Here is a 23,354-nt window from a genome sequence, read left to right as displayed (position 1 = left end):
CGGGCGCGGGGCCAGGGACGGGCGCGGGCCGGGGAAGAAGCCGCGTCACTCCGCCTGGAGGACCAGGAGCGCGAGGTCGTCCTCCGGCGGGCCCGTGCCGAAGTCGTGCACGAGGCACTTGATGCGCTCCGCGATCAGCTGGGCGCTCAGCCCCACGCAGCCGGTGAGCGCCGCCGCGAGGCCGTCGCCGTCGTCGAACTGGCGGGAGCCGGAGCGGCGTTCCGTCACGCCGTCGGTCACGCACAGCAGGCTGTCGCCGGGCCGCAGCACGAAGGTCTCGCTGACGTACGTCTCGTCCTCGACCACCCCGAGGAGGGTCTGCGGCCGGGCGGCCGTGCAGACCTCGCCGCCCGCCCCGAGCAGCAGCGGCAGCGGGTGCCCGGCGGAGGCGAGTGTGCAGCGCACCCCGCCGTCGAAGGGGACGAGCTCGCCGTAGAGGAGGGAGAGGAAACGGTTCTGGGGACCATCGCCGGGAAGGGCCGGTCCGGCGCCCGCGGCCACCAGCGCGCGGGCCGCCGCGTCCGCGGCCTCCGTCGCGTCGTCGAGAAGCAGCTGGTTGAGGCGGTCGAGGACGTCGGCGACGCGGTAGCCCTCCCGGGCCAGCAGCCGCAGCCAGGGCCGGGCCAGACCGATGACGACCGCCGCCTCGGGGCCCTTGCCCTGGACGTCGCCGAGCACGAAGCACCAGCGGCCGTCGCCGCCCGGGAAGAGGTCGTAGAAGTCGCCGCTCGGTCCGCCCTTGTCGCAGGGCTCGTAGACCAGGGCGCTGCGCATCCCGGGTATCTCCGCAACCGCCCCGGGCAGCAGCCCGCGCTGCAGTACGGCACTGATGGTGGCCTGCCGGGCGTACTGGCGGGCCGCGCCGATGGCGAGCGCCACCCGGCGGCCGAGGTCCTCGACCAGCCCGGTGATCTCGTCCGGGAAGCGCAGCAGACCGGCCCGGCCGATGACCAGGGTGCCCAGCGGGCGGCCGCCGGCGACGAGCCGGTAGGCGAGCGCGGAGCCGTGGGTTCCGTGCGGGCCGAGCGCCTCCCCGGGCCACGGGAAGGGGACCGGCCCGGAGCGCAGGTCGTCGGGCGGGCCCGGCGGGTCCTTCTCCAGGGCCCGGCGCAGCTCCTCGATCCGGTTCTCGCTGCCGTGCCAGACGCGGGCGAGCCGCGGCCCGGGCGCGAACCCGCCGCCCTCGCCCCAGCCCCCCGCCCCCTCGGTCTCGCCCGAACCGGGCGATCCCCACCGGCCCATGACCTCGTCCTCCATCCACACCGCGCACCAGTCGGCCAGACGCGGCACGATCAGCTGTCCGGCGAGGGCGGCGACCAGGTTCTCGTCGAGCTGCCCGGCGAGCAGGTCGGATGCCTCGGCGAGGAAGGACAGGGCGCCCCGGTCGAGCCATTCCCGGTCCTGTTCGGCCCGCAATGGTTCCGGCGCGAGGATGCCGGCGACGCGCAGACCGCGCTGGAGTGCGCGTTCCCCGACATACGCCACCTTCGCTGCGCCCGCCGTCCTGCCCTCGGCGGGCAGCCGCGCCCACACCGTCTTGGCGCCGATGCGGTAGGTGACACCCCAGGACTCGGCGAGCGCGGCCACCAGCCGCAGCCCGCGCCCGTACTCCGGGGTCTCGTACGGCGGCTCGGCGTCGGCGTCGCGCGGGGCGCGGGAGGGGTGGTGGTCCGCCACCTCCACGACGAGCGCGCCGGTGTCCGGCTCCAGCCGCCAGGCGAGCTCGACGTCGGTGCCCGCGTGCACGACGGCGTTCGTGACGAGTTCGCTGACGGCCACCACGGCGTCGTCCGCGAGACGGCCGGTGAGGTGCTGCGTGCCGGGCAGTCCGCGCTCGCGCCACTCGGCGAGCGAGTCCCGCACGAGCGCCCGGGCACAGCCCGGCGCGGCCGAACTCCCGGGCAACGCGGCATGCGCCTCGGCGCGGGCGGGGGGTGTGTCGGGGGCCGGGGGTTTCCCGGGGGGTGAGTGTTCGGCGGGCGCAAGCGGTTGGGCACGCGGTTGGTCACGCGTGGAGAGTTCGACAGACACCGGTAATTCGCTGGACGCCAACGATTCGGCGGACGCGAACGATTCGGTGGACGCCGGAAGTTCGGAAGCAGCGGACGCGGACGCGGGTGCGGACGCGGACGCGGGCGCGGGTTTCGACGCCGGCGCGGGCGCCGACGCCGGCGCGTCAGGGGCTCGCGCGGGCGTGCCGGAGTGATCCGGGGTCTCGCCCCCGGGCACCTCGGAGGCACGGGAAGCGGTCTCCCGTTGCGCCGGAATGGCCCCCATGGACAGCTCCCCGAACGGTTCGGACTAATACGCCTCGGTCGATGGCGACAGAGTGACAGACCGACCCCGCCCATAAGCGCCGAGTTACCGAAGTGGGCAGCCATGAGTGAGAACAGTGCTACGCATGTGCTCGAAGACGGACACAACGACGTTCATATTCGAGCATCCGGTGAGACACCACCGGGGCGCCGGGCCGGCGGCGGAGGCCGCGCTTCCGCCGCCGACCGCATGAGGCACCGTCACCATGAGCGCCGGGGCGACGACCGACGAGCGCGCCGGCATCCCCCTGGCCGACGACATGGAGGACAACCTGATCGCGCTGGAGGCGGTCCCGAGGTCCCTCAACGAGCCGCTCGTGCGCGCCCGTTCGGGCGAGGAGGCGATGAAGGCGCTGCTGCGCGGGCCGTTCGCCGTCACCCCGCTCGACGTCCGCAGGCCCGGCATGGACGGGCGCACCGGCTGGCCCGGGGGGACGGGGCGGCGGCGTGGTCCGTCGCCCCGCGAACGGTCAGGCCTCCCGCGAGCCCGCGTACATCTCGTCGATCAGGTGCTTGTACTCCCGCTCGACCACCGGCCGCTTCAGCTTCAGGCTCGGCGTGATCTCACCGTGCTCGACATCGAGATCCCGCGGCAGCAGCCGGAACTGCTTGATGGTCTGCCAGCGCTGAAGACCCTCGTTGAGCTCCCTGACGTATCCCTCGACGAGGGCGACGGTGGCGGGCGCGGCGACGACGTCGGCGTAGGACCTGCCCGCCAGCCCGTTCTCCTTGGCCCAGTCGAGGATCGACGGCTCGTCGAGCGCGATGAGCGCGGTGCAGAAGTTCCGGTCGGCGCCGTGCACCAGGATGTTCGAGACGTACGGGCACACCGCCTTGAACTGTCCCTCGACCTCGGCGGGCGCGATGTACTTGCCGCCGGACGTCTTGATGAGGTCCTTCTTGCGGTCGGTGATCCGCAGGTAGCCGTCGGGTGACAGTTCGCCGATGTCACCGGTGTGGAACCAGCCGTCGGACTCCAGCACCTCGGCGGTCTTCTCGGGCAGCCCGTGGTAGCCCTCCATGATGCCGGGGCCGCGCAGCAGGATCTCGCCGTCGTCCGCGATCCGCACCTCGGTGCCGGGCAGCGGCTTGCCGACCGTGCCGGTGCGGTAGGCCTCGCCCGGGTTCACGAAGGAGGCAGCGGAGGACTCGGTGAGGCCGTAGCCCTCCAGGATGTGGATGCCGGCGCCGGCGAAGAAGTAGCCGATCTCGGGCGCGAGGGCGGCGGAGCCGGAGACGCAGGCGCGCAGGTTGCCGCCGAACGCCTCGCGGATCTTGGAGAACACCAGGGCGTCGGCGACCCTGTGCCGGGCGCTCAGGCCGAACGGCGCCGAGGCCGTGCCGGTGCGCCGGAAGTTGTCCTGGGTGACCTTGGCGTACTCGCGGGCGACCTCGGCGGCCCACTGGAAGATCTTGTACTTGGCCCCGCCGCCGGCCCGGGCCTTGGCGGCGACCCCGTTGTAGACCTTCTCGAAGATGCGCGGCACGGCCGCCATGTACGTCGGCTCGACGACCGGCAGGTTCTCGATGATCTTGTCCACGCGGCCGTCGACGGCGGTGACGTGTCCGACCTCGATCTGGCCGGAGGTGAGCACCTTGCCGAAGACGTGCGCGAGCGGCAGCCACAGGTACTGCACGTCGTCGGCGCTGATCAGCCCGGTCGCGGCGGTCGCCTTGGCCATGTACGACCAGTTGTCGTGCGGCAGGCGGACGCCCTTGGGGCGGCCGGTGGTGCCGGAGGTGTAGATCAGCGTCGCGAGCTGGTCCCTGGTGATCGCGCCGACCCGCTCCTTGATCAGGTCGGGGTTCTTCTCCAGGTACGCGGCGCCGCGCTGCTCCAGTTCGGCGAGCGTGAGCACCCAGTCGCCGGTCTCGACGCCGGCCGGGTCGATGACCACGACGTGCGTGAGGTCGGGCAGCTCGCCGCGCTTCTCGCGCGCCTTGGCGAGCTGGGCCGCGTCCTCGGCGATCAGCACCCGGCTGTCGGAGTCGGCGAGGATGAAGGCGGACTCGTCGGCGTTGGTCTGCGGGTAGACCGTGGTGGTGGCCGCTCCGGCACACAGGATGCCGAGGTCGGCGAGGATCCACTCGACCCGGGTGGAGGAGGCGAGCGCGACGCGCTGCTCCGACCGCACACCCAGCTCGATCAGGCCGGCCGCGATGGCGTAGACCCGCTCGGCGGCCTGACCCCAGCTCAGCGACTTCCAGTCGTCCGGTCCCTGGCCGGAGGCCGGCGGCACGGGGTAGCGGTACGCCTCCGCGTCCGGTGTCGCCGCCACGCGCTCCAGGAAGAGGGCCGCCACGGTCGGCGGGCGGTTGTCGATCAGGGTCTGTGTGTCGCTCACGACATCCTCCGGGGCGCCCGCGGCGGTGCGGCTTGGCTCAGTTGCGGCTGCTGTTTAACTCGCGAGTAACTATCGAGCAGAGATCAGGGTAGAGCCCGACCGGCCGGTTCGTAAGAGGCCGCGGCCTGTCACTTCCTACAGAGAGCGACGCTACGCACGCGTAGGGGCCCGTCGCACTTTCGCACGACGAGCCCCCGTTGCGGCGGATTTGGCCGGGCAGGACACGGTCACCCGCAGTTACCCGCAGTTACCCGCGCCTACTTCTTGCCCTTGCCCGACCCCGCGTTGTCATCGCTGCTGAGCACCGCGATGAAGGCCTCCTGCGGAACCTCCACGGAACCCACCATCTTCATCCGCTTCTTGCCTTCCTTCTGCTTCTCCAGCAGCTTCCGCTTCCGGGAGATGTCACCGCCGTAGCACTTGGCGAGGACGTCCTTGCGGATGGCGCGGATCGTCTCGCGGGCGATGACCCGGGAGCCGATGGCCGCCTGGATCGGCACCTCGAAGGCCTGCCGCGGGATGAGCTCGCGCAGCTTGGCGACCAGCCGCACACCGTACGCGTACGCCGCGTCCTTGTGCGTGACCGCGGAGAAGGCGTCCACCTTGTCGCCGTGCAGCAGGATGTCGACCTTGACCAGGGCGGAGGTCTGCTCACCGGTGGGCTCGTAGTCCAGGGAGGCGTACCCGCGGGTCTTCGACTTCAGCTGGTCGAAGAAGTCGAAGACGATCTCCGCGAGCGGAAGGGTGTAGCGGATCTCCACCCGGTCCTCGGACAGGTAGTCCATGCCGAGCAGGGTGCCGCGCCGGGTCTGGCACAGCTCCATGATCGAACCGATGAACTCGGAGGGCGCCAGGATCGTGGCGCGCACCACCGGCTCGTACACCTCGTTGATCTTGCCCTCGGGGAACTCGCTCGGGTTGGTGACGGTGTGCTCGGTGCCGTCCTCCATCACCACGCGGTAGACCACGTTGGGCGCGGTCGCGATCAGGTCGAGCCCGAACTCGCGCTCCAGACGCTCCCGGATCACGTCCAGGTGCAGCAGCCCGAGGAAGCCCACGCGGAAACCGAAGCCGAGGGCGGCGGAGGTCTCCGGCTCGTAGACCAGCGCCGCGTCGTTGAGCTGGAGCTTGTCGAGGGCGTCGCGCAGCTCCGGGTAGTCGGAGCCGTCGAGGGGGTACAGACCCGAGAACACCATCGGCTTGGGGTCCTTGTACCCGCCGAGGGCCTCGGTCGCGCCGTTGTGGAGGCTGGTGATCGTGTCACCGACCTTCGACTGCCGCACGTCCTTCACCCCGGTGATGATGTAGCCGACCTCACCGACGCCGAGACCGTCGGCCGGGAGCATCTCCGGCGAGTTGGTCCCGATCTCCAGCAGCTCGTGCGTGGCGTTCGTGGACATCATCCGGATGCGCTCGCGCCTGTTGAGCTGCCCGTCGATGACCCGGACGTAGGTGACCACGCCCCGGTAGGAGTCGTAGACCGAGTCGAAGATCATCGCGCGGGCCGGGGCGTCCTGGACGCCGACCGGGGCGGGCACCTCCGCGACCACCTTGTCGAGCAGCGCCTCGACGCCGAGCCCGGTCTTCGCGGAGACCCTCAGCACGTCCTCGGGGTCGCAGCCGATCAGGTTGGCGAGCTCCTCGGAGAACTTCTCCGGCTGCGCGGCGGGCAGGTCGATCTTGTTCAGTACGGGGATGATCTTGAGGTCGTTCTCCATCGCCAGGTAGAGGTTGGCGAGGGTCTGGGCCTCGATGCCCTGGGCGGCGTCGACGAGGAGGACGGTGCCCTCGCAGGCGGCGAGGGACCGTGAGACCTCATAGGTGAAGTCGACGTGCCCCGGGGTGTCGATCATGTTCAGGATGTGCGTGTTGCCCGGATCGTGGGTCGGGGCCCAGGGCAGACGCACGGCCTGGGACTTGATCGTGATGCCACGCTCGCGCTCGATGTCCATCCGGTCGAGGTACTGGGCACGCATCTGCCGCTGATCGACCACGCCGGTCAGCTGGAGCATGCGGTCGGCGAGCGTGGACTTGCCGTGGTCGATGTGCGCGATGATGCAGAAATTGCGGACCAGAGCCGGGGCGGTACGGCTCGGCTCGGGCACATTGTTAGGGGTCGCGGGCACGCAGGGTCCTGTCTCTTGAGGCGCCTTGTGCCTCGGGTCGGATCGATACGTAGACTCCATGGTCCCACGGGTGGAGGGCGGAGGCGGATTTGCCCCGATCCCTTCCCGCGAGGGGCGGCGGTCCCCGGCCGGTTTGGGCTGCCCGACAGGCCACTGCTACTCTGGGTGGCTGTGTCTCATGCCCTCTCAGCAGGAGACACAACCCAAGAAATTCACCGGTGCGGGACCCGTGCGGCCCCGTGCCAGAACCTGTAGAGGCTCATTCGTGGCGAACATCAAGTCCCAGATCAAGCGGATCAAGACCAACGAGAAGGCGCGGCTGCGCAACAAGGCCGTGAAGTCCTCCCTGAAGACCGCGATCCGCAAGGCCCGCGAGGCCGCTGCCGCGGGTGACGTCGAGAAGGCCACCGAGTACCAGCGCGCTGCCGCGCGTCAGCTCGACAAGGCCGTCTCCAAGGGCGTCATCCACAAGAACCAGGCCGCCAACAAGAAGTCGGCACTGGCCGCCAAGGCCGCGTCCCTCAAGGGCTGACACTCATCTCTTGATCTGATCGCCGGAGGGAATCGAGCGGGCCCTCTCATCCGCTCCCGTCCGGCACCCCGGTATCCGCGCGCGGCCTGCGTTCGCCACGCGGGCGCGGATCCACCCTCTTGAACCGAGGCCCCGGTGCCCACCCTTCCCCAGGGCGGGCACCGGGGCCTTCGGCGTTCGGCCTCGTGTACGACCGGTGGGTCTCGTGGACGCGCGGCTTGATGGCCGCGCACGGGTTGTGGCCAGACGGGCTCGTGGCCCGAGGGAGCCGTGACCCGAGGGGGCCGTGACCTCGCGGGTTCGCAGCCCGATGGGGCCGTCGCCTCGCGGATCCGTCCCCCGACGGGTCCGCGGTCCGACGGCTTCATACCGGACGGCTTCGTGACGTCACGACCAGAATTCGTTGCTCCGGTCGATGTTCTCGACGCACTCGTCGAGGTCGCTGATCTTGTCTCCGACGATCCGGAAGACGATGCAGCCCGTCTCGTCCATGTGCCTGCCCTGGCGCTCGGCGGTGAAGCGGTGCACTGCCACCGCGTGACCCCGGCCGTCCACGAGCACGGAACGCACGTCCACGCGCAGGGTCCCTCCCGTCTCCGAGAAGAGCCGGCCGTACATGTCGATCATCGCGTCCTGCCCCTTGAAGTCCCCCGACAAAGGGTGACTGCCGGGCACATGATGGGTGGCGTCCGCCGTCATCAGCCCGCGCAGGGTGTCCATGTCCCCACGCGAGAAGGCCTCATAGCCCTTGCGGACGAGCGCTGCGTGCGGGTGTTCAGCCATTCCAACCGCCACCTCTCCATTGCGTAGGCGATCCGGCTGACAGTGCCGATTGTCCTCTCCGAACAAGGTCGGGGCGAGGGCAGCACCGGCATCGGTACCCGCCCCGCGGGCGCTCCTCGCGGCCGGGCACCTGCTGTGCAGGTCCCCGCTAGGCCCGCCCGCGCGACCGCGCCGCCCGGGCGATCGCCACGACGGCCTTCTCCAGGGCGTACTCCGGGTCGTCCCCGCCGCCCTTGACCCCCGCGTCCGCCTCGGCCACGGCCAGCATCGCGGCGGCGACACCGTCCGGCGTCCAGCCCCGCATCTGCTGGCGCACCCGGTCGATCTTCCACGGCGGCATCCCGAGCTCACGCGCGAGGTCGGCCGGCCGGCCACCGCGGGCCGACGACAGCTTGCCGATCGCGCGCACCCCCTGCGCCAGCGCACTGGTGATCAGCACCGGCGCCACCCCCGTCGCCAGCGACCACCGCAGCGCCTCCAGCGCCTCCGCCGCCCGCCCTTCCACGGCCCGGTCGGCGACCGTGAAGCTGGAGGCCTCGGCCCGCCCGGTGTAGTACCGCCCGACGACCGCTTCGTCGATCGTCCCCTCGACATCCGCGACCAGCTGCGCGACCGCCGAGGCCAGCTCCCGCAGGTCGCTCCCGATCGAGTCCACCAGCGCCTGGCACGCCTCGGGGGTGGCGGAGCGCCCCAGCGTGCGGAACTCACCCCGGGTGAAGGCCAGCCGGTCCGCCGGCTTGGTCATCTTCGGGCATGCCACCTCACGCGCCCCGGCCTTCCGCGCCGCGTCCAGCAGCCCCTTGCCCTTGGCCGCACCCGCGTGCAGCAGCACGAGCGTGATCTCCTCGGCGGGCGCCCCGAGATACGCCTTCACGTCCTTGATCGTGTCGGCCGACAGATCCTGCGCATTGCGTACGACGACGACCTTGCGCTCCGCGAAAAGCGAGGGACTCGTCAGCTCGGCGAGGGTTCCGGGCTGCAACTGCTCCGGGTTCAGATCACGTACGTCCGTGTCTGCGTCGGCTGCCCTGGCGGCGGCCACCACCTCCCGCACGGCACGGTCGAGCAGAAGATCCTCCTGGCCCACGGCAAGGGTCACCGGGGCGAGCGGACTGTCATTCGCAGTGTTCCTGGCCATCGCGACAAGCATCGCACGCGCCACTGACACTGATACCCGGAAGCGGGTTCCGGTGGTGGTGGCTCTGCCACTGACTGACACAGCCGGGGGCCGGCCATGGCCGGCCCGGGGCCGCCTGCCCCGTAGCGACCCGGACCGCGCCTCCCACTCCCGCCGGGCCCGCCGCAGGCTGCCCAGTCCCGTCTTGGGCACGCCGCAGGCCGCCCGCTCCCGTCATGTCCCGCCGCAGGTCGCCCCCTTGTCGGCCCGCGGGGTCACGGCTCCTCGCGCCAGCCGTCCCACTCCCCCACGAACTCCTCCAGTTCGCGCAAGTCCAACCGCTCCTCCTCGTCCCGCAGCACAAGAAGCCACTGCGCGTCCTCGGCGTCGTCCTCACCGGCCAGCGCGTCCCGGACGAGCTGCGGCTCCTCACTGAGCCGGAACCGCTCCCCGAGCGCCTCGGCCGCCTCCTCCGCCGCATCCCGGTCGGGCAGCACCAGCACATGTCTCACATCGCTCACGGAACCATTGTCCGGTGTCCGCAAGGCCGGCCGTCCGCCGGCGCGTGGCGAGAGGGCCGGTCGGCAGGCCGGCGAGAGGGCCGACGGTGACGGTGCGCCGTGCAGCCCGGGTGGCGGGCGGCGGGTGGCTGGCGGCTGACGGCTGACGGCTGACGGCTGACGGCTGGCGGCTGGCGGCTGACGGCTGGCGGCTGACGGCTGACGGCTGACGGCTGACGGCTGGCGGCTGACGGCTGACGGCTGACGGCTGACGGCTGACGGCTGACGGCAGTGTGCGGCGGCGGGCGGGGGGACTCAGGTGCCGGCCGGGCGCACCACCGGGACCCGGTCGAGGGTGATGCCGAACCGGTCCCGGTACACCGCGAGGACCTCCTCGTCCGTGGCCGGCTCGCCTACCACACGCGTCCCGTCGGCGGCCGTCACCGTCAGCCTGCGGCCGCTGAGCGTGATCCTGCCGCCGTCCTCGGTGACCCGCGAGCACACGAGCGACCGCATGAAGTGCGACTTCGGCGAGGTGCTGTGCCACCAGGCCCCGGCGACGAAGTCCTCCAGCACCCGCGGCCGTGTCTCCAGGCGGTACTGCGCCCTGCCGCCCAGTGCCACGTCCAGGTCGACCGCCGCCACCTCCTCGGACCCGCCCCGCGCCCCAGCCGCGTCCGGCTTCGCCCCGCCGATCCGGAACACACCACCGGGGTCCACCTGGTCCCCCCGCTCGGAGAACTCCAGCGGGTAGTGGCTGTGCGCCCCGAACCCGACGTCGGCCAGCCACTCGCCGCCGTCCACCGTCCGCACCCGCAGCGCGAGATGGTCGTAAGGGATGCCCGGCCGCCCCTGGTCCCCGTACACCCGCGCCGCGAGCAGCACGACCTCGAAACCGAGCGCGGCCAGCAACGCCCCGAACGCGCCGTTCAGTTCGTAGCAGAACCCGCCCCGCCGCGCGTTGACCAGCTTCTCCAGCAGCCGCTCCTCGCTCAGCACGATCTCCTCCCCGAGGTGGACGGACAGGTTCTCGAAGGGCACGGCCCGCAGATGGCGCAGGTGCAGCTCACGCAGGGCGTCGTCGGTGGGCCGCGCCGGGCGCTCGGCACCCAGGCGGCGGAGATAGGCATCGACCTGTGCGGAATCCATGACCTCAGTCTCTCGCCACCCGCACCTCCCCGCCGACCCCACCGGTGACCGCCAGCGCCCCGTCCCGGTCCGTCCGCAGCACCGCCGCACCCCCGGCCCGCAGCGCCGCGACCGTACTGGGAGCCGGGTGCCCGTACGGGTTGCCGGTCCCGCAGGAGATCAGCGCCAGCCGCGGCGCCACCCGGCGTATGAGGTCCGGGTCCTGGTAGGCCGACCCGTGGTGGGCCACCTTGAGCACGTCCACGCCGGCCAGCCGCGCACCCTCCGGGGACCTCAACAGGTCCTGCTGGGCCGATGGTTCGAGGTCCCCCAGGAGCAGGAACCGCAACCCCGCCGACCGGGCGAGCAGCGCGACGCTGGCGTCGTTCGGCCCGTCGGGTTCCGCTGCCGGCCGCACCGGCGGCCACAGCACCTCCCAGGACAGCGAGCCGGTGCGCCGTCGCTCCCCGGCCGCGGCCGGCGTCACGGGAATCCCCCGGGCGGCCGCCGCCCGACGCACGAACGCCACCTGGTCCGCGGGTTCCTCGAACCCGGTCGTCTCGATCGCGCCGACCGCGCGTCCACGCAGCACACCCGGAAGGCCCGCCACGTGATCGGCGTGAAAATGTGTCAGCACGACCAACGGAATCCTGGTGACGCCGAGCGCGCGCAGACAGTGGTCCACCGGCTCCGGATCGGGTCCGGCGTCCACCACGACCCCGACGCCGTCCCCCGCCGACAGCACGGTCGCGTCGCCCTGTCCCACATCGCACACGGCGAACCGCCAGCCCGGCGGAGGCCAACCCGTGATCACCCTGGTCAACGGTGGTGGCTGCACGATCGCGAGCAGGAGCAGCACCCCGCAGGCCGCGCACAGCCAGGGGTGTCCCAGCAGCCTCCGGCCGGCGAGCACGACCACCGCCGTGACGAGCGCCAGCAGCAGCGCCCCGGCCCAGCTGCCCGGCCAGTCCACTCCTCCGCCCGGCAGCGCGGCCCCGGTCCGGGCGATGCCGGCGATCCACCCGGTGGGCCAACTCGCGCACCAGGCCAGTGTTTTGGCCACCGGCATCGTCACCGGCGCTGCGGCCAGCGCGGCGAAGCCCAGCACGGTGGCCGGCGCGACCGCGAACTCCGCCAGCAGATTGCACGGCACCGCCACCAGGCTCACCCGCGCCGACAGCACCGCGACCACCGGCGCGCACAGGGCCTGCGCGGCAGCGGCCGCCGCCAGCGCCTCGGCCAGTCGGGGCGGAACCCGGTGCCGCCGCAGCCCCGCACTCCAGCGAGGCGCGATCGTGAGCAGGGCGCCGGTGGCCAGCACCGAGAGCAGGAACCCGTAACTGCGGCTCAGCCACGGGTCGTACAACACCAGCAGCAGGACGGCCGTCGCCAGGGCCGGGATCAGGGACCGGCGGCGTCCGGTCGCGAGCGCGAGCAACGCGACGGCTCCGCAGGCCGCGGCCCGCAGCACACTCGGGTCCGGTCTGCACACGACGACAAAGGCGAGCGTCAGTGTCCCGCCGAGCAGCGCGGTCGTCCGCAGCGGAAGGCCGAGACGCGGCGCGAGACCACGGCGCTCCACGAGCTGGGCCAGGCCGGGCGGTCCGATGAGCAGGGCGAGCAGGATGGTGAGGTTGCTGCCGGACACGGCCAGTGTGTGCGTGAGATCCGTCGCCCGGAAGGCCGCGTCCAGCTCGGGGGTGATCCGCGAGGTGTCCCCCACCACCAGTCCCGGCAGCAGCGCCCGTGCGTCCGCCGGCAGCCCGTCGGTCGCCTCCCGCAGCCCGGCGCGGAGCCGGCCCGCGAACCGCTGCGGTGCGGACGGCTGCCCCACCACGTCCGGTGCCGTCCGGCCCCGCACCCGCAACACGGCCGCGATCCGGTCTCCGCCGACCATCGGGGGCGCCAGCCGCGCGGTCACGCTGAGCCGCGTCGACGGCAGCAGCTCCAGCCAAGGCGAGCGCCCCCCGCGCACCGTGCCCGCGTCGACGAGCACCAGCACCGGTGTGCGCGTCACGGTGCCCGTCCCGTCCGCGTTCTCGACGCGTCGGACCTCGGCGTTGATCAGCACCGACGTGGGGGCCGCGTGATCGCCGGTGATCCGAGGCCGGGTGAGGCGGGGATCGGAGCTGGTCTCGATCTCCGCGACCACGGTGGCGTTCTGCCGTGCCAGCGCCGGGATGGGCCCCCGCCGAAGGTCGGCCCCGTGCAGACCGGCGGAGGCGGCAGCCGCGGCGACACAGAGAAGCAGGGCGGCGACGGAGACGCGGGGCCAGGTGACGCGCCCGGAACGGAGGGACCGGCGGGACCTGACCAACCGGCCGAACCGAAGGCACCGGAGGGAAGGCGCGTTCGGCCGTGGGCCGGGGGAGCCGCCCTCGCCGCGCCGCCGTTTCATGAGCAGCGCGCCGGCTGTGACCAGGCAGGCGGCCACGACGCCGATGGTCCACTCCGGCGAGGCGACCACCAGCAGTGCGGCCGTCGCCCACGCGGCGAGCGCCGGGGGTACGAGTCGTAGATCCGTCGGTCCTTCCTGTCGGGGGTGGGCGGCTCCCTGAGGGAGATCGGCGGCGTGCCCTTCGGGACGGCCGGGCACGGCCGGGTGAGGTCGCTCCGTGGACCGGACCCGCCGCCTGGTCGGGTGTCGATGTGCGGCGGCTCGCTCTCGGCGGGCCGGCGTCTGCTGTCGGCCGTCGGGGCGGAGGCCGGAGCCGGGGCTCATGGCTGTACGAGTTCGCGCAGGTCGGCGAAGCGGCGGTCGCCGATGCCGTTGACCTGACGCAACTCGCCCACCGAGCGGAAACCACCGTGCTGGGTGCGGTAGTCGATGATGTGCTGGGCCAGCACGGGGCCGACGCCCGGCAGGGTGTCGAGCTGCTCCACCGTGGCTGTGTTGAGGGAGACGGGTGCCGCCGGTGCCGCTCCCGCCGCACCGGGCATGCCGCCGACCTGGGCTCCGCCCGGCGCCGGACCCTGGGGAGGTGCGGGGCGGCCGACGACCACCTGCTCGCCGTCCACGAGGAAGCGCGCGCGGTTGAGGCCGTCGGTGTCGGTGCCGGGGCGGACACCGCCGGCCGCGCGCAACGCGTCGGCGACACGCGAACCGGTCGGCAGGCGGTGAATCCCGGGATCTCGGACCTTGCCGCTGACGTCCACGACGATCTCGGGCCCGGCCGTACCCGTGGCGTTCGACGCGCCGGCCGAACCAGCGGGATCCGCCTCCTTGCCCTGCCGTCGTTCGGAGTAGGGGGCGACCGCCCGCACCACCTCGGGCGCCCGGACGGACTGGGTCCGCCCCGTCCAGAAGTGCTGGACGGCGAAGGCCGCGGAGACCACAAGCAGTACGGTCAGCGCGACCACGCTCCGCCGTTCCAGTGCACACCTCACCTGCAGCCACACGGGCAGCCGATCCCGCAGCGCGGGCCCTACCCGCGCCCAGGGACCTCGCCCGTCACCCGCCACCCCCTCGTGAACCTCCGTTGGTAGAAAGCCACTTGACGCGTCCGGACTGTCCCGACAACCCCAGCCGTACGGACTGGGCGAGTCGTATGGACCGTGCGAGCCGTCCGAGCCACGTGAGGCACCGGGTCCGTCCGATCCGTCACCGTCCGCACCGACTGCGGCCACGCCGCCGTACGGGCCGTTGGCGTACAGGTCATACGCGGAGCGCGAGGTCCGGGAGGTGTACAGGGCTTGCGACGGGTGCGAATCCGCGCTCGCATCCGCCTTCAAGGCCACACCCGGATGACGCGCAGTCGACTCGATGTCCCCATCGTCGCCACGAGCGCTCAACTCGTCCTGGTCCGACGCCTCTCCCCCGCCAGGCGACCTGTTCCCGGACTCCGGCCACTCCGCGCCGCGATCACCCCGACCACCTCGATCACCTCGACCGGCTCGATCACTGCGACCGGCTCGGTCAGCCTGATCGCCTCCGTCGTCCTGATCACTTCGGTCACCCCGATCGGCCAAATCACCCCGACCGGGGGCATGTTCCACGGCTCCGGCCCGCTCGCCGAAGAGTGTCTCCGCACGTCGGCGGAGTTCCTCCGCCGACGCGTGCCCGTGGCGGGTCCTGGTGCGGCCGGCCGGCCGGCGGTGCCGGGTGCGGCCGTCGGAGGTCGGGCCGCGTCCGGGGCCACTGCTTACGGTCGCTGTGCGTGAACGTGATCGAAGTGCCATGCGACGAGGATCGATCACCTCGGCGACCCCGCGATGATCTTGGATAAAATCGGTGGACGACCGCCCACTTGTGGATAAGTCCGTCACCCGCACGAGTCATGCGTCCTGCCCGCACGCCGACAACCCGCCGACGGAACCAGCCCGTCCCCTCGGTCACCCCCGGGCACCCGCCACACCCGGGCCGGGCACGTCAGGCCACACCCCGTCAGCGAGACGAGACCACAACTCCCAGCAGGCCGGGACCCGTGTGCGCCCCGATCACCGCACCCACCTCGCTCACGTGCAGCTCGGCGAGTCCCGGCACCCGGGCTCGCAGGCGGTCCGCCAGAGCCGAGGCACGGTCGGGCGCCGCCAAGTGGTGGACGGCGATGTCGACGGGGGCACTGCCCGCCCGGTCGGCCACGATCTCCTCCAGACGGGCGATCGCCTTGGACGCCGTCCGCACCTTCTCCAGGAGTTCGATACGTCCGCCGCCCAACTGCAGCAGGGGCTTCACCGCGAGGGCGGAGCCGAGGAGGGCCTGCGCCGCACCGATCCGGCCGCCGCGGCGCAGATAGTCGAGGGTGTCGACGTAGAAGTAGGCCGCCGTCCCCGCGGCCCGTTTCTCCGCGGCTGTGACGGCCTCGTCCACCGTGCCGCCCGCTCCCGCCGTCTCCGCGGCGGCCAGCGCGCAGAATCCGAGCGCCATCGCGACCATTCCGGTGTCCACCACGCGCACCGGCACGGACGCCTCGCGGGCGGCGACGACCGCGGCGTCGTAGGTGCCGGAGAGTTCCGCGGACAGGTGCAGGGAGACGATGCCGGTGGCGCCGGACTCGGCGACCTTGCGGTAGGTCTCCGCGAAGTGCCGGGGGCTGGGGCGGGAGGTGGTGACCGACCGGCGTTTCTGGAGCGCCTGGGCCAGCGAACGGGTCGAGATCTCGGTGCCCTCTTCGAGCGCCTGGTCGCCGAGGACGACGGTCAGGGGCACCGCGGTGATGCCGTGGCGCTGCATCATCCGTGGCGGCAGGTAGGCCGTTGAATCGGTGACGATCGCGACATGGCGGGACATGAGCTGGAGGTTACCTGGCGTAGCGCCCGGGTGGCAGCCCGGCCCCGCTGAGCCGGGACGGCCGTGTCCGGATCAAGTGGTGCTCTCAGGACGGGGTTTCTTCTGCCACGGGTACGCCGGCCGGCCGGCCGGCGGGGTGATGGCGGGCGGCGTCGGTTCCTCGGCCGCGGGTGATCGGGGCGTCTCCGGCCAGGTCTGGTGGACCGTGGTGCGATCGGTGGCGGGGGCCTGGGGCCAGGGGGCGGCCTGGGGCGGCGGCTCGGGCGTCGTCCAGTGCCGCAGGGCGCCGGACTCGACGTCGATCTGCGCGCTGAGCGAGTCCAGGTCGTCGTTCGCGAAGCGGTGGGCGCGGTCGCGGGCCGCCCAGCGCAGGGAGTCCGCGGAGTGGGTGAGCCGTTCGGCGCGCTCGCGCAGGGAGGGCAGCCGCGCGGCCAGTGTCGCCCGGTCGGGCTCGGACTCCATGCGCTTCAGTTCGCCGTCGAGTTCGTGGCCGTGCGCGCTGAGCCGCTCGAACAGGCCGAGGGACTCCTTCAGCGTCCCGTCCTCGGCCACGCCCGCCAGCAGGGTGTCCTGGGTCGCGCGCATCGAGGTGCGCAGCTTCAGCCGCAGCTGGGCTATCTCGCCGGCCGGTCCGGGCTGCGCGAAGGACTTGGCACGCAGCGTGTGGTCCTCGACCGTGCGGCGGGCCTGGGTGATCGTGCGGTCCACGCCCCGCTTGGCGGCTCCGACCACCTTCACCGTGGCGTAGGCGCCGAGCACCAGGCAGAGCACGAAGAGCAGGGCGACGATGGTGATCACTGCTTCCATGACGCTCCTCCTCGGCCGGTCACGGCGCGCGGCGCGCCACTTCTCAACGGTAAACGCAAAGGGCAGGCGCGGAGTTCCAGAAAAACCCCGAACCTGCCCGTAGGGGACTACCCCGAGCCGCACCCGCGGCTCCGTGGCCCCTACGCGGTGACGATGTTCACCAGCTTCGGCGCCCGCACGATCACCTTGCGGATGCCCGCGCCGTCCAGCGCGGCCACGACCTTCTCGTCGGCCAGCGCGACCTTCTCCAGCTCCACGTCGGAGATGGACGGGGAGACCTCCAGGCGCGCCTTGACCTTGCCCTTGACCTGGACCACGCAGGTGACGGTCTCGTCCACGACGTACGCCGGGTCGGCGACCGGGAAGTCCCGGTGGACGACCGAGTCGGTGTGGCCCAGCTTGCGCCACAGCTCCTCGGCGATGTGCGGGGCCAGCGGCGCGACCAGCAGCACCAGGTCCTCGGCGACGGAACGCGGCACCGGGCCGGCGGTCTTCGTCAGGTGGTTGTTCAGCTCGGTGATCTTGGCGATGGCGGTGTTGAAGCGCAGCCCTTCCAGGTCCTGGCGCACGCCGTCGATCGCCTTGTGCAGGGCACGCAGCGTCTCCTCGTCGGCCTCGGCGTCGACGACGGTGACCTCGCCACTCGCCTCGTCGACGATGTTGCGCCACAGTCGCTGCAGCAGCCGGAACTGGCCCACCACCGCGCGCGTGTCCCACGGCCGCGACACGTCCAGGGGGCCCATCGCCATCTCGTACAGGCGCAGCGTGTCGGCGCCGTACTCGGCGGCGATCTCGTCCGGAGTGACCGCGTTCTTCAGGGACTTGCCCATCTTGCCCAGCAGCCGGGAGACCTTCTCGCCCTGGTGGTAGTAGGCGCCGTCGCGCTCCTCCACCTCGGCGGCCGGCACCGCGATGCCCCTGCTGTCGCGGTAGACGAAGGCCTGGATCATGCCCTGGTTGAACAGCTTGTGGAACGGCTCGACCGAGGAGACGTGGCCCAGGTCGAACAGGACCTTGGACCAGAAGCGCGCGTACAGCAGGTGCAGTACGGCGTGCTCGGCGCCGCCGACGTACAGGTCGACGCCGCCGTGCGGCTGGCCCTCGCGCGGACCCATCCAGTAGCGCTCGATCTCCGGGTCGACCAGCTCGCGGTCGTTGTGCGGGTCCAGGTAGCGCAGCTCGTACCAGCAGGAACCGGCCCAGTTGGGCATGGTGTTGGTCTCGCGGCGGTACCTGCGCGGACCGCGGCCGTCGCCCAGGTCCAGGGTGACGTCGACCCAGTCCTCGTTGCGGGACAGCGGGGTCTCCGGGGAGGTGTCCGCGTCGTCCGGGTCGAAGGTGCGCGGCGAGTAGTCCTCGACCTCCGGCAGCTCCAGCGGCAGCATCGACTCCGGCAGGGAGTGGGCGACGCCGTCCTCGTCGTAGACGATCGGGAAGGGTTCGCCCCAGTAGCGCTGGCGGCTGAACAGCCAGTCCCGCAGACGGAAGTTGACGGTGCCTTCGCCGATGCCCTCGCGCGCCAGCCAGTCGGTGATGCGCGCCTTGGCCTCGACGACTCCCAGACCGTCCAGGGAGACGGCGTCCTGGGAGGAGTTGACGATCTTCGCGTCGTAGGACACGAAGGCGTCGTCCCACGTGGAGGTGTCGGTGCCGCGGCCGTCGGTCGGCTCGACGACACAGCGGATCGGCAGTTCGAAGGCGCGCGCGAAGGCGAAGTCGCGCGTGTCGTGGGCGGGGACGGCCATGATCGCGCCGGTGCCGTAGCCCATGAGCACGTAGTCGGCGATGAAGACGGGGATCCGCTCGCCGGTGACCGGGTTGGTCGCGAACACGCCGGTGAAGACGCCGGTCTTGTCCTTGGCCTCGGCCTGCCGCTCGACGTCGGACTTGGCGGCGGCCTGCGCGCGGTAGGCGGCGACGGCCTCGGCAGGGGTCGCGTGGCCGCCGGTCCACACCTGGTGTGTGCCCTCGGGCCAGGAGTCCGGGGTGAACTTCTCGACGAGCGGGTGCTCGGGGGCCAGCACCATGTAGGTCGCGCCGAACAGGGTGTCCTGGCGGGTGGTGAAGACGGTGATGTGCTCGCCGTCGACCGGGAAGTCGACGCGGGCGCCCTCGGAGCGGCCGATCCAGTTGCGCTGCTGCAGCTTGATGGCCTCGGGCCAGTCCAGTGCGTCCAGGTCGTTCAGCAGGCGGTCGGCGTAGGCCGTGATCCGCATGTTCCACTGGCGCAGCTTGGCCTTGAAGACGGGGAAGTTGCCGCGCTCGGAGCGCCCCTCGGAGGTGACCTCCTCGTTGGCCAGCACGGTACCCAGCCCGGGGCACCAGTTGACGGGCGCGTCGGAGGCGTAGGCCAGGCGGTACTCGCTCAGGACGTCGGCGCGCTCGACGGCGCTCAGCTCGCTCCACGCGCGCGTGGTGCCCGGTACGGCGCGTTCACCGCTCTCGAAGCGGGCGACCAGCTCGGCAATGGGGCGGGCCTTGTCCGCCTCGTCGTCGTACCAGGAGTTGAAGATCTGCAGGAAGATCCACTGGGTCCACTTGTAGTAGTCCGGATCGATCGTCGCGAACGACCGGCGCTTGTCGTGGCCCAGGCCCAGCCTGCGCAGCTGGGACTTCATGTTGTTGATGGCCGCCTCGGTGGTGATCCGGGGGTGCTCTCCGGTCTGCACGGCGTGCTGCTCGGCGGGCAGGCCGAAGGCGTCGAAGCCCAGGGTGTGCAGGACGTTGTGGCCGGTCATCCGCTGGAACCGGGCGTAGACGTCGGTGGCGATGTACCCCAGGGGGTGGCCGACGTGCAGTCCGGCACCGGACGGATAGGGGAACATGTCCATGATGAACTTCTTGGGCCTGGCGACCAGCGCCGGGTCGCCCGCGAGGTCACCCGTGGGATTGGGGGCCGCGTAGGTGCCCTCGGCGTCCCAGAAGTCCTGCCAGCGTGCCTCGACCTCGGCCGCCATGGCGGCCGTGTAGCGGTGCGGCGCGACCGCATCGGAGGCGGCAGCGGGGTTCGTCTCGCTCATGATCCTCAAAGCTCCATCGATCGTCTCTGCCGGCGGCTGCGACATCCAAGAAACGAAAAATCCCCTCGCACAGGAGGGGACGCCGCGCCGATTCCACACCAGCCGGCTGTCCGGCGGTCGGGACTGATCAGCGCGGCTCGCTAAGCAGAAGGCGTACGGCACGCATGGCGTTAGGGTACCGCAGGCGTTGAGCACGCCGCGACGCGCTTACGTATGCCTTCTTGGCACCGGGTGCCGCCCGCGCGGCGACCCCCTGGGTCGCGTCGTCATCACGCACAACAACTGAACAAGGCCAAAAGTTACTTCGCGTAACGGCCGCTAAAGGACATCACGACGACATCGTGGTCGTTTGATAACAACGCAATAACTCAAACCTCGTACCCACCGGTATGGCGCCACTTAGAGTGCGGCAACGGGACCGCTTTCCCGAACTGCTCGGAGTTGCCCCCATGAACGATCGTCGTAGTAACAGCTCGCTTCCCCGTACAGGCCGGTCGGCCTACGGGATGGCGTCGGCTGTCGTCCTGCTCCTGATACCCGTGATGGTGCTGGTAGGAGGTGACAGGTTCCGTGACTTCCTCAACTTCGGCGCGGGCGTCCTGTCGCTGGTGTCGCTCAGTTGCTCGGTGATCTGGGGCCTCGTCGCCCAGGACCGGATCTTCCTGAACACACGTCAGCGGATCATCGGCCAGGCGGTGCACCGGACGACCGCGGTCGCCTCGATCGCGTTCCTGCTGCTGCACATCACCACCAAGATCGCGCTCGATCACACCCAGCTGATCGCCGCGGTACTCCCCTTCTCCCTGGGCGTCACCGGAAGCGCCGGCCTCATCGGGCTCGGCTCCCTGGCCGGCCTGCTCATGATCTTCGTCGGTATCACCGGTGCGCTGCGCAGCAAGTTCGCCTCGCCGGCCCCGGTGGCGGCCCGCTGGCGGGCGATGCACATGCTGGCCTATCCGGCCTGGTGCGCCGCGCTCATCCACGGGCTCTACGCGGGTCGCGCGGCGAAGCCGATCTTCGTCATCCTCTACGGCCTGTCCCTGCTCGGGGTCACCGCGGCCCTCGCCCTGCGCGCGGCGCCCCGGCCGATCAAGCGCCAGGTCGCCGACCGGATCGCCGCGGTCCTCGGCCCCGAGGAACGGCCGGGCCGTGAGGGACTGGAGGCGAGCCGGGCCAGGATGGCGGAGTCCACGCTCTCCGGCTTCGACAGCCGGCGTGACAGGCAGTCGCGCGGCGCCGGGTCCCGCTTCGACCCGCCGGCGGCGCCCGCTCCGGCCCCGGAGCCCAACGGCTTCGCGGCCGCCTACCGGACCGTCTCGACCCCGCAGCGCCCCCAGCAGCCCTACGCCGCAGACCAGACCGCGCGCATGAACGTGCCGATGGACATGCAGCCCACGGAGGCGATCCCCCGCATGGACGGCGGCGGCAGCACCTCCGGCAGCTGGCCGATCCCGTCGCCGCCGCCCGTGGGCGAGGCGCCGCCGTCGGCCTACGACCCCCTGCAGGACACCGGATACAACATCCCGACCTATGGCAGTTCGGGCACCGTCGGGTACGGGACGAGTGACATGTACGACACGGGTGAGTCGAACAGTGCCTATGGCACGTATAACCCGAACGACACGTACAACAGCGGTCCCGCCACTGAAACGCTGCCCGGTGCTTCCTACGACTTCGACGCGCCGGGCTCGGGCGAACCTTGGAACACGCCTTCCGGAGGCTTTAAGTGAACGAGGCCCTGCCCGACGTCCCAGAAGTCCGCGTGGTCGGGCTTCCACAGCTCACGTCGGGTTTCGACCTTGTCGAAAGGCTCGATCTGCCCATGCACCTCAAGGTGCACGGGCCGCTCGAGCCCCTGGGCGGCGAACAGCTCGCGAAGCTCGCCGAGAACATCAACCTGAAGGGCCGCGGCGGCGCGGGCTTCCCCTTCCACAAAAAGCTGCGCTCGGTCGCCGAGGCGGCGATCAAGCGCGGTGTACGGCCGGTCGTCGTCGTCAACGGCAGTGAGGACGAACCGGCCTGCCGCAAGGACACGGTGCTGATCAACCGTGCGCCGCACCTCATCCTGGACGGCGCACTGCTGGTCGCTGAGGCGCTGGGTGCCCGCACGCTCGTGGTGGGGGTCACCCGTGAATCGACCCAGCGCTCCATGGAGGCCGCGCTCGCCGAGCGCGGCCTGAGCAACGGGCGCCGGTCGGCGCTGCGCGCCAGTGTCCAGCGCAACCCGATCCGGATGGTCACCGGCGCCGCCGCGTCGCTGATCCGCTCCATCGACGGCGGCCCCGCGATCCCGCCCGGCCGCAAGGTCAGCGCCTCGCAGAACGGCGTGGGCGGCGCGCCCACGCTGCTGTCCAACGCGGAGACCTTCGCCCAGCTGGCCATCGCCGCCCGCATCGGCCCGGAGCGCTACGGCAACACCGGCCTGTACGACGAGCCCGGCACCGTCATGCTGACGGTCTCGGGCGCCGTGCCCCGCCCGATGGTCATCGAGGTGCCCACGGGCGTCCCGCTGCGATACGTCCTGCAGCTGGCCGGCGCCCCGCCGGTGCCGCAGGGCGTGCTGACGGGCGGCTACCACGGCAAGTGGATCGACGCGGCGACGGTCAACGAGGCGGTCGTCTCCCGCAACTCCCTGGACGCGGTGGGCGGGTCCCTCGGCGCGGGGGCGATCCTGCCGATCAGCCAGGAGACGTGCCCGCTGGGCGAGTCCCTGCGGGTGGCGCAGTGGCTGGCGGATGAGAGCGCGGGCCAGTGCGGTCCCTGCTACCTCGGTCTGCCGGCCGCCGCGCGCGGCATGGAGGACATCATCAACGGGGGCGGCCCGGCCGCCCTGGAGGCCCTCAAGCAGGTCGCCAAGAACGTCAAGCGGCGCGGTGCGTGCTCGCACCCGGACGGCTCCGCGATGTTCCTGGAGTCGACCATCAAGGCGTTCACCGACGACCTCGCCGCGCACGTCCTCGGCAACGGCTGCGGACGGCCCGTGGAGGGCGTGCTGCCGCTCTTCGAGGCCGGGATGGCCCCGGCGGGCATCACGAGCGGCGTCGCGGCGGACGACGGTGGCAGCCGCCAGAAGATCTTCGTCGACTGGACCCTGTGCCGCGGTCACGGCCTGTGCGCGGACATCCTCCCGGAGGTCTTCCAGCTCGGCGCCGACGGCTTCCCGACGGTGGCACAGGCGAAGGTCCCGCAGTACGCGGAGGCGAAGGCACTGCGGGCGGTGCGCCGCTGCCCGGCGCTCGCCCTGCGCCTGGAGGAGGACACGCGCGCGCAGGCGCCGTCCCGCAACCTCCCGGTGCTCTCCCAGGGCCGCGGCCGCCGCGCACTGGGCCGCTGACCACGCGCGCGGGGGGGGGGGGGGGGGGGGGGGGGGCGCCGCCGCGGGGGGGGGGGGGGGTGTGGGGGGTGGGGGGTTGGGATTATGTGTGGTTGAGGGGGTGTCCCAGGGCGTGGT

General features: G+C 71.8%; 16 protein-coding genes and 1 pseudogene. 5 read left to right on the top strand and 12 right to left on the bottom strand.

Features of this window, described 5'->3' with window-relative positions:
• Window positions 1-45 precede the first annotated feature (45 nt).
• The gene (locus AC07AZ_RS20795; RefSeq protein ID WP_478849778.1) at window positions 46-1,905 is read right to left on the bottom strand and encodes a SpoIIE family protein phosphatase; all 1,860 of its coding nucleotides are present in this window, start codon (window positions 1,903-1,905) and stop codon (window positions 46-48) included.
• Between the two features lie 106 nt (window positions 1,906-2,011).
• Here AC07AZ_RS20795 and AC07AZ_RS20790 point away from each other — a divergent pair, with 106 nt between their 5' ends.
• A complete protein-coding gene (locus AC07AZ_RS20790) occupies window positions 2,012-2,206 on the top strand; it encodes a hypothetical protein (RefSeq protein WP_478849776.1) in 195 nt (64 codons plus the stop codon).
• Window positions 2,207-2,521: 315 nt separating this feature from the next.
• A pseudogene (locus AC07AZ_RS20785) lies at window positions 2,522-2,728 on the top strand (response regulator); the annotation flags it as partial.
• Window positions 2,729-2,785: 57 nt separating this feature from the next.
• Here AC07AZ_RS20785 and AC07AZ_RS20780 read toward each other — a convergent pair.
• Both AC07AZ_RS20780 and lepA read right to left on the bottom strand, forming a co-directional pair.
• Entirely contained in the window at window positions 2,786-4,660 is a 1,875-nt protein-coding gene (locus AC07AZ_RS20780; RefSeq protein ID WP_478849774.1) for an AMP-dependent synthetase/ligase, read from the bottom strand.
• 257 nt (window positions 4,661-4,917) lie between these two features.
• A complete protein-coding gene (lepA, locus tag AC07AZ_RS20775; RefSeq protein WP_478849772.1) occupies window positions 4,918-6,786 on the bottom strand; it encodes a translation elongation factor 4 in 1,869 nt (622 codons plus the stop codon).
• Between the two features lie 265 nt (window positions 6,787-7,051).
• On the opposite strand from lepA, the gene rpsT reads away from it, so the two are divergent.
• Window positions 7,052-7,318, top strand: coding sequence for a 30S ribosomal protein S20 (rpsT, locus tag AC07AZ_RS20770; RefSeq protein WP_371671591.1), 267 nt, complete (start codon window positions 7,052-7,054; stop codon window positions 7,316-7,318).
• Window positions 7,319-7,705: 387 nt separating this feature from the next.
• Here the strand turns inward: rpsT and AC07AZ_RS20765 are convergent, their stop codons facing one another.
• The 9 genes from AC07AZ_RS20765 to leuS all read right to left on the bottom strand — a co-directional run bounded on the left by AC07AZ_RS20765 (window position 7,706) and on the right by leuS (window position 19,903).
• Window positions 7,706-8,101 carry a nuclear transport factor 2 family protein gene (locus AC07AZ_RS20765; protein ID WP_478849769.1) on the bottom strand — a complete coding sequence of 132 codons (396 nt, stop codon included), beginning with the start codon at window positions 8,099-8,101 and terminating at the stop codon, window positions 7,706-7,708.
• 148 nt (window positions 8,102-8,249) lie between these two features.
• On the bottom strand, window positions 8,250-9,239 hold the full coding sequence (holA, locus tag AC07AZ_RS20760; RefSeq protein WP_478849767.1) for a DNA polymerase III subunit delta: 990 nt from the start codon (window positions 9,237-9,239) through the stop codon (window positions 8,250-8,252).
• A 254-nt stretch (window positions 9,240-9,493) separates the two neighbouring features.
• Window positions 9,494-9,739: a hypothetical protein gene (locus tag AC07AZ_RS20755; RefSeq protein ID WP_478849765.1), complete on the bottom strand. Its 246-nt coding sequence runs from the start codon at window positions 9,737-9,739 to the stop codon at window positions 9,494-9,496.
• 294 nt (window positions 9,740-10,033) lie between these two features.
• On the bottom strand, window positions 10,034-10,867 hold the full coding sequence (locus AC07AZ_RS20750; RefSeq protein ID WP_478849763.1) for an arylamine N-acetyltransferase family protein: 834 nt from the start codon (window positions 10,865-10,867) through the stop codon (window positions 10,034-10,036).
• A gap of 4 nt (window positions 10,868-10,871) precedes the next feature.
• Window positions 10,872-13,568: a ComEC/Rec2 family competence protein gene (locus AC07AZ_RS20745; RefSeq protein WP_478849761.1), complete on the bottom strand. Its 2,697-nt coding sequence runs from the start codon at window positions 13,566-13,568 to the stop codon at window positions 10,872-10,874.
• On the bottom strand, window positions 13,565-14,500 hold the full coding sequence (locus AC07AZ_RS20740; protein WP_478849938.1) for a ComEA family DNA-binding protein: 936 nt from the start codon (window positions 14,498-14,500) through the stop codon (window positions 13,565-13,567). The genes AC07AZ_RS20745 and AC07AZ_RS20740 overlap by 4 nt, the downstream gene beginning before the upstream one ends.
• A gap of 730 nt (window positions 14,501-15,230) precedes the next feature.
• The gene (locus tag AC07AZ_RS20735) at window positions 15,231-16,076 is read right to left on the bottom strand and encodes a DegV family protein (protein ID WP_478849759.1); all 846 of its coding nucleotides are present in this window, start codon (window positions 16,074-16,076) and stop codon (window positions 15,231-15,233) included.
• A 72-nt stretch (window positions 16,077-16,148) separates the two neighbouring features.
• Window positions 16,149-16,883 (bottom strand): hypothetical protein, encoded by a 735-nt coding sequence (locus AC07AZ_RS20730; protein WP_478849757.1) that lies wholly within the window; start codon window positions 16,881-16,883, stop codon window positions 16,149-16,151.
• Between the two features lie 140 nt (window positions 16,884-17,023).
• Window positions 17,024-19,903 carry a leucine--tRNA ligase gene (gene leuS, locus AC07AZ_RS20725; RefSeq protein ID WP_478849755.1) on the bottom strand — a complete coding sequence of 960 codons (2,880 nt, stop codon included), beginning with the start codon at window positions 19,901-19,903 and terminating at the stop codon, window positions 17,024-17,026.
• A gap of 506 nt (window positions 19,904-20,409) precedes the next feature.
• Between leuS and AC07AZ_RS20720 the strand changes: the two genes are divergently transcribed.
• Both AC07AZ_RS20720 and AC07AZ_RS20715 read left to right on the top strand, forming a co-directional pair.
• Window positions 20,410-21,633 carry a ferric reductase-like transmembrane domain-containing protein gene (locus tag AC07AZ_RS20720; RefSeq protein ID WP_478849753.1) on the top strand — a complete coding sequence of 408 codons (1,224 nt, stop codon included), beginning with the start codon at window positions 20,410-20,412 and terminating at the stop codon, window positions 21,631-21,633.
• Window positions 21,630-23,237: an NADH-ubiquinone oxidoreductase-F iron-sulfur binding region domain-containing protein gene (locus tag AC07AZ_RS20715; protein WP_478849751.1), complete on the top strand. Its 1,608-nt coding sequence runs from the start codon at window positions 21,630-21,632 to the stop codon at window positions 23,235-23,237. Before AC07AZ_RS20720 ends, AC07AZ_RS20715 begins: the two co-directional genes overlap by 4 nt.
• Window positions 23,238-23,354: the final 117 nt, after the last annotated feature.

The organism is Streptomyces sp. NPDC043878, from assembly GCF_056435735.1.
The sequence above is the reverse complement of the archived record's forward strand: the minus strand, read 5'-3'. Positions and strand labels throughout refer to the sequence as shown.

Excerpts from the sequence above, each read along its gene's own strand:
- AC07AZ_RS20750 (WP_478849763.1), bottom strand. The coding sequence starts at position 10,867 with ATGGATTCCGCACAGGTCGATGCCTATCTCCGCCGCCTGGGTGCCGAG.
- leuS (WP_478849755.1), bottom strand. The coding sequence starts at position 19,903 with ATGAGCGAGACGAACCCCGCTGCCGCCTCCGATGCGGTCGCGCCGCAC.
- holA (WP_478849767.1), bottom strand. The coding sequence starts at position 9,239 with ATGGCCAGGAACACTGCGAATGACAGTCCGCTCGCCCCGGTGACCCTT.
- AC07AZ_RS20745 (WP_478849761.1), bottom strand. The coding sequence starts at position 13,568 with ATGAGCCCCGGCTCCGGCCTCCGCCCCGACGGCCGACAGCAGACGCCG.
- AC07AZ_RS20730 (WP_478849757.1), bottom strand. The coding sequence starts at position 16,883 with ATGGAAGCAGTGATCACCATCGTCGCCCTGCTCTTCGTGCTCTGCCTG.
- AC07AZ_RS20720 (WP_478849753.1), top strand. The coding sequence starts at position 20,410 with ATGGCGTCGGCTGTCGTCCTGCTCCTGATACCCGTGATGGTGCTGGTA.
- AC07AZ_RS20765 (WP_478849769.1), bottom strand. The coding sequence starts at position 8,101 with ATGGCTGAACACCCGCACGCAGCGCTCGTCCGCAAGGGCTATGAGGCC.
- AC07AZ_RS20735 (WP_478849759.1), bottom strand. The coding sequence starts at position 16,076 with ATGTCCCGCCATGTCGCGATCGTCACCGATTCAACGGCCTACCTGCCG.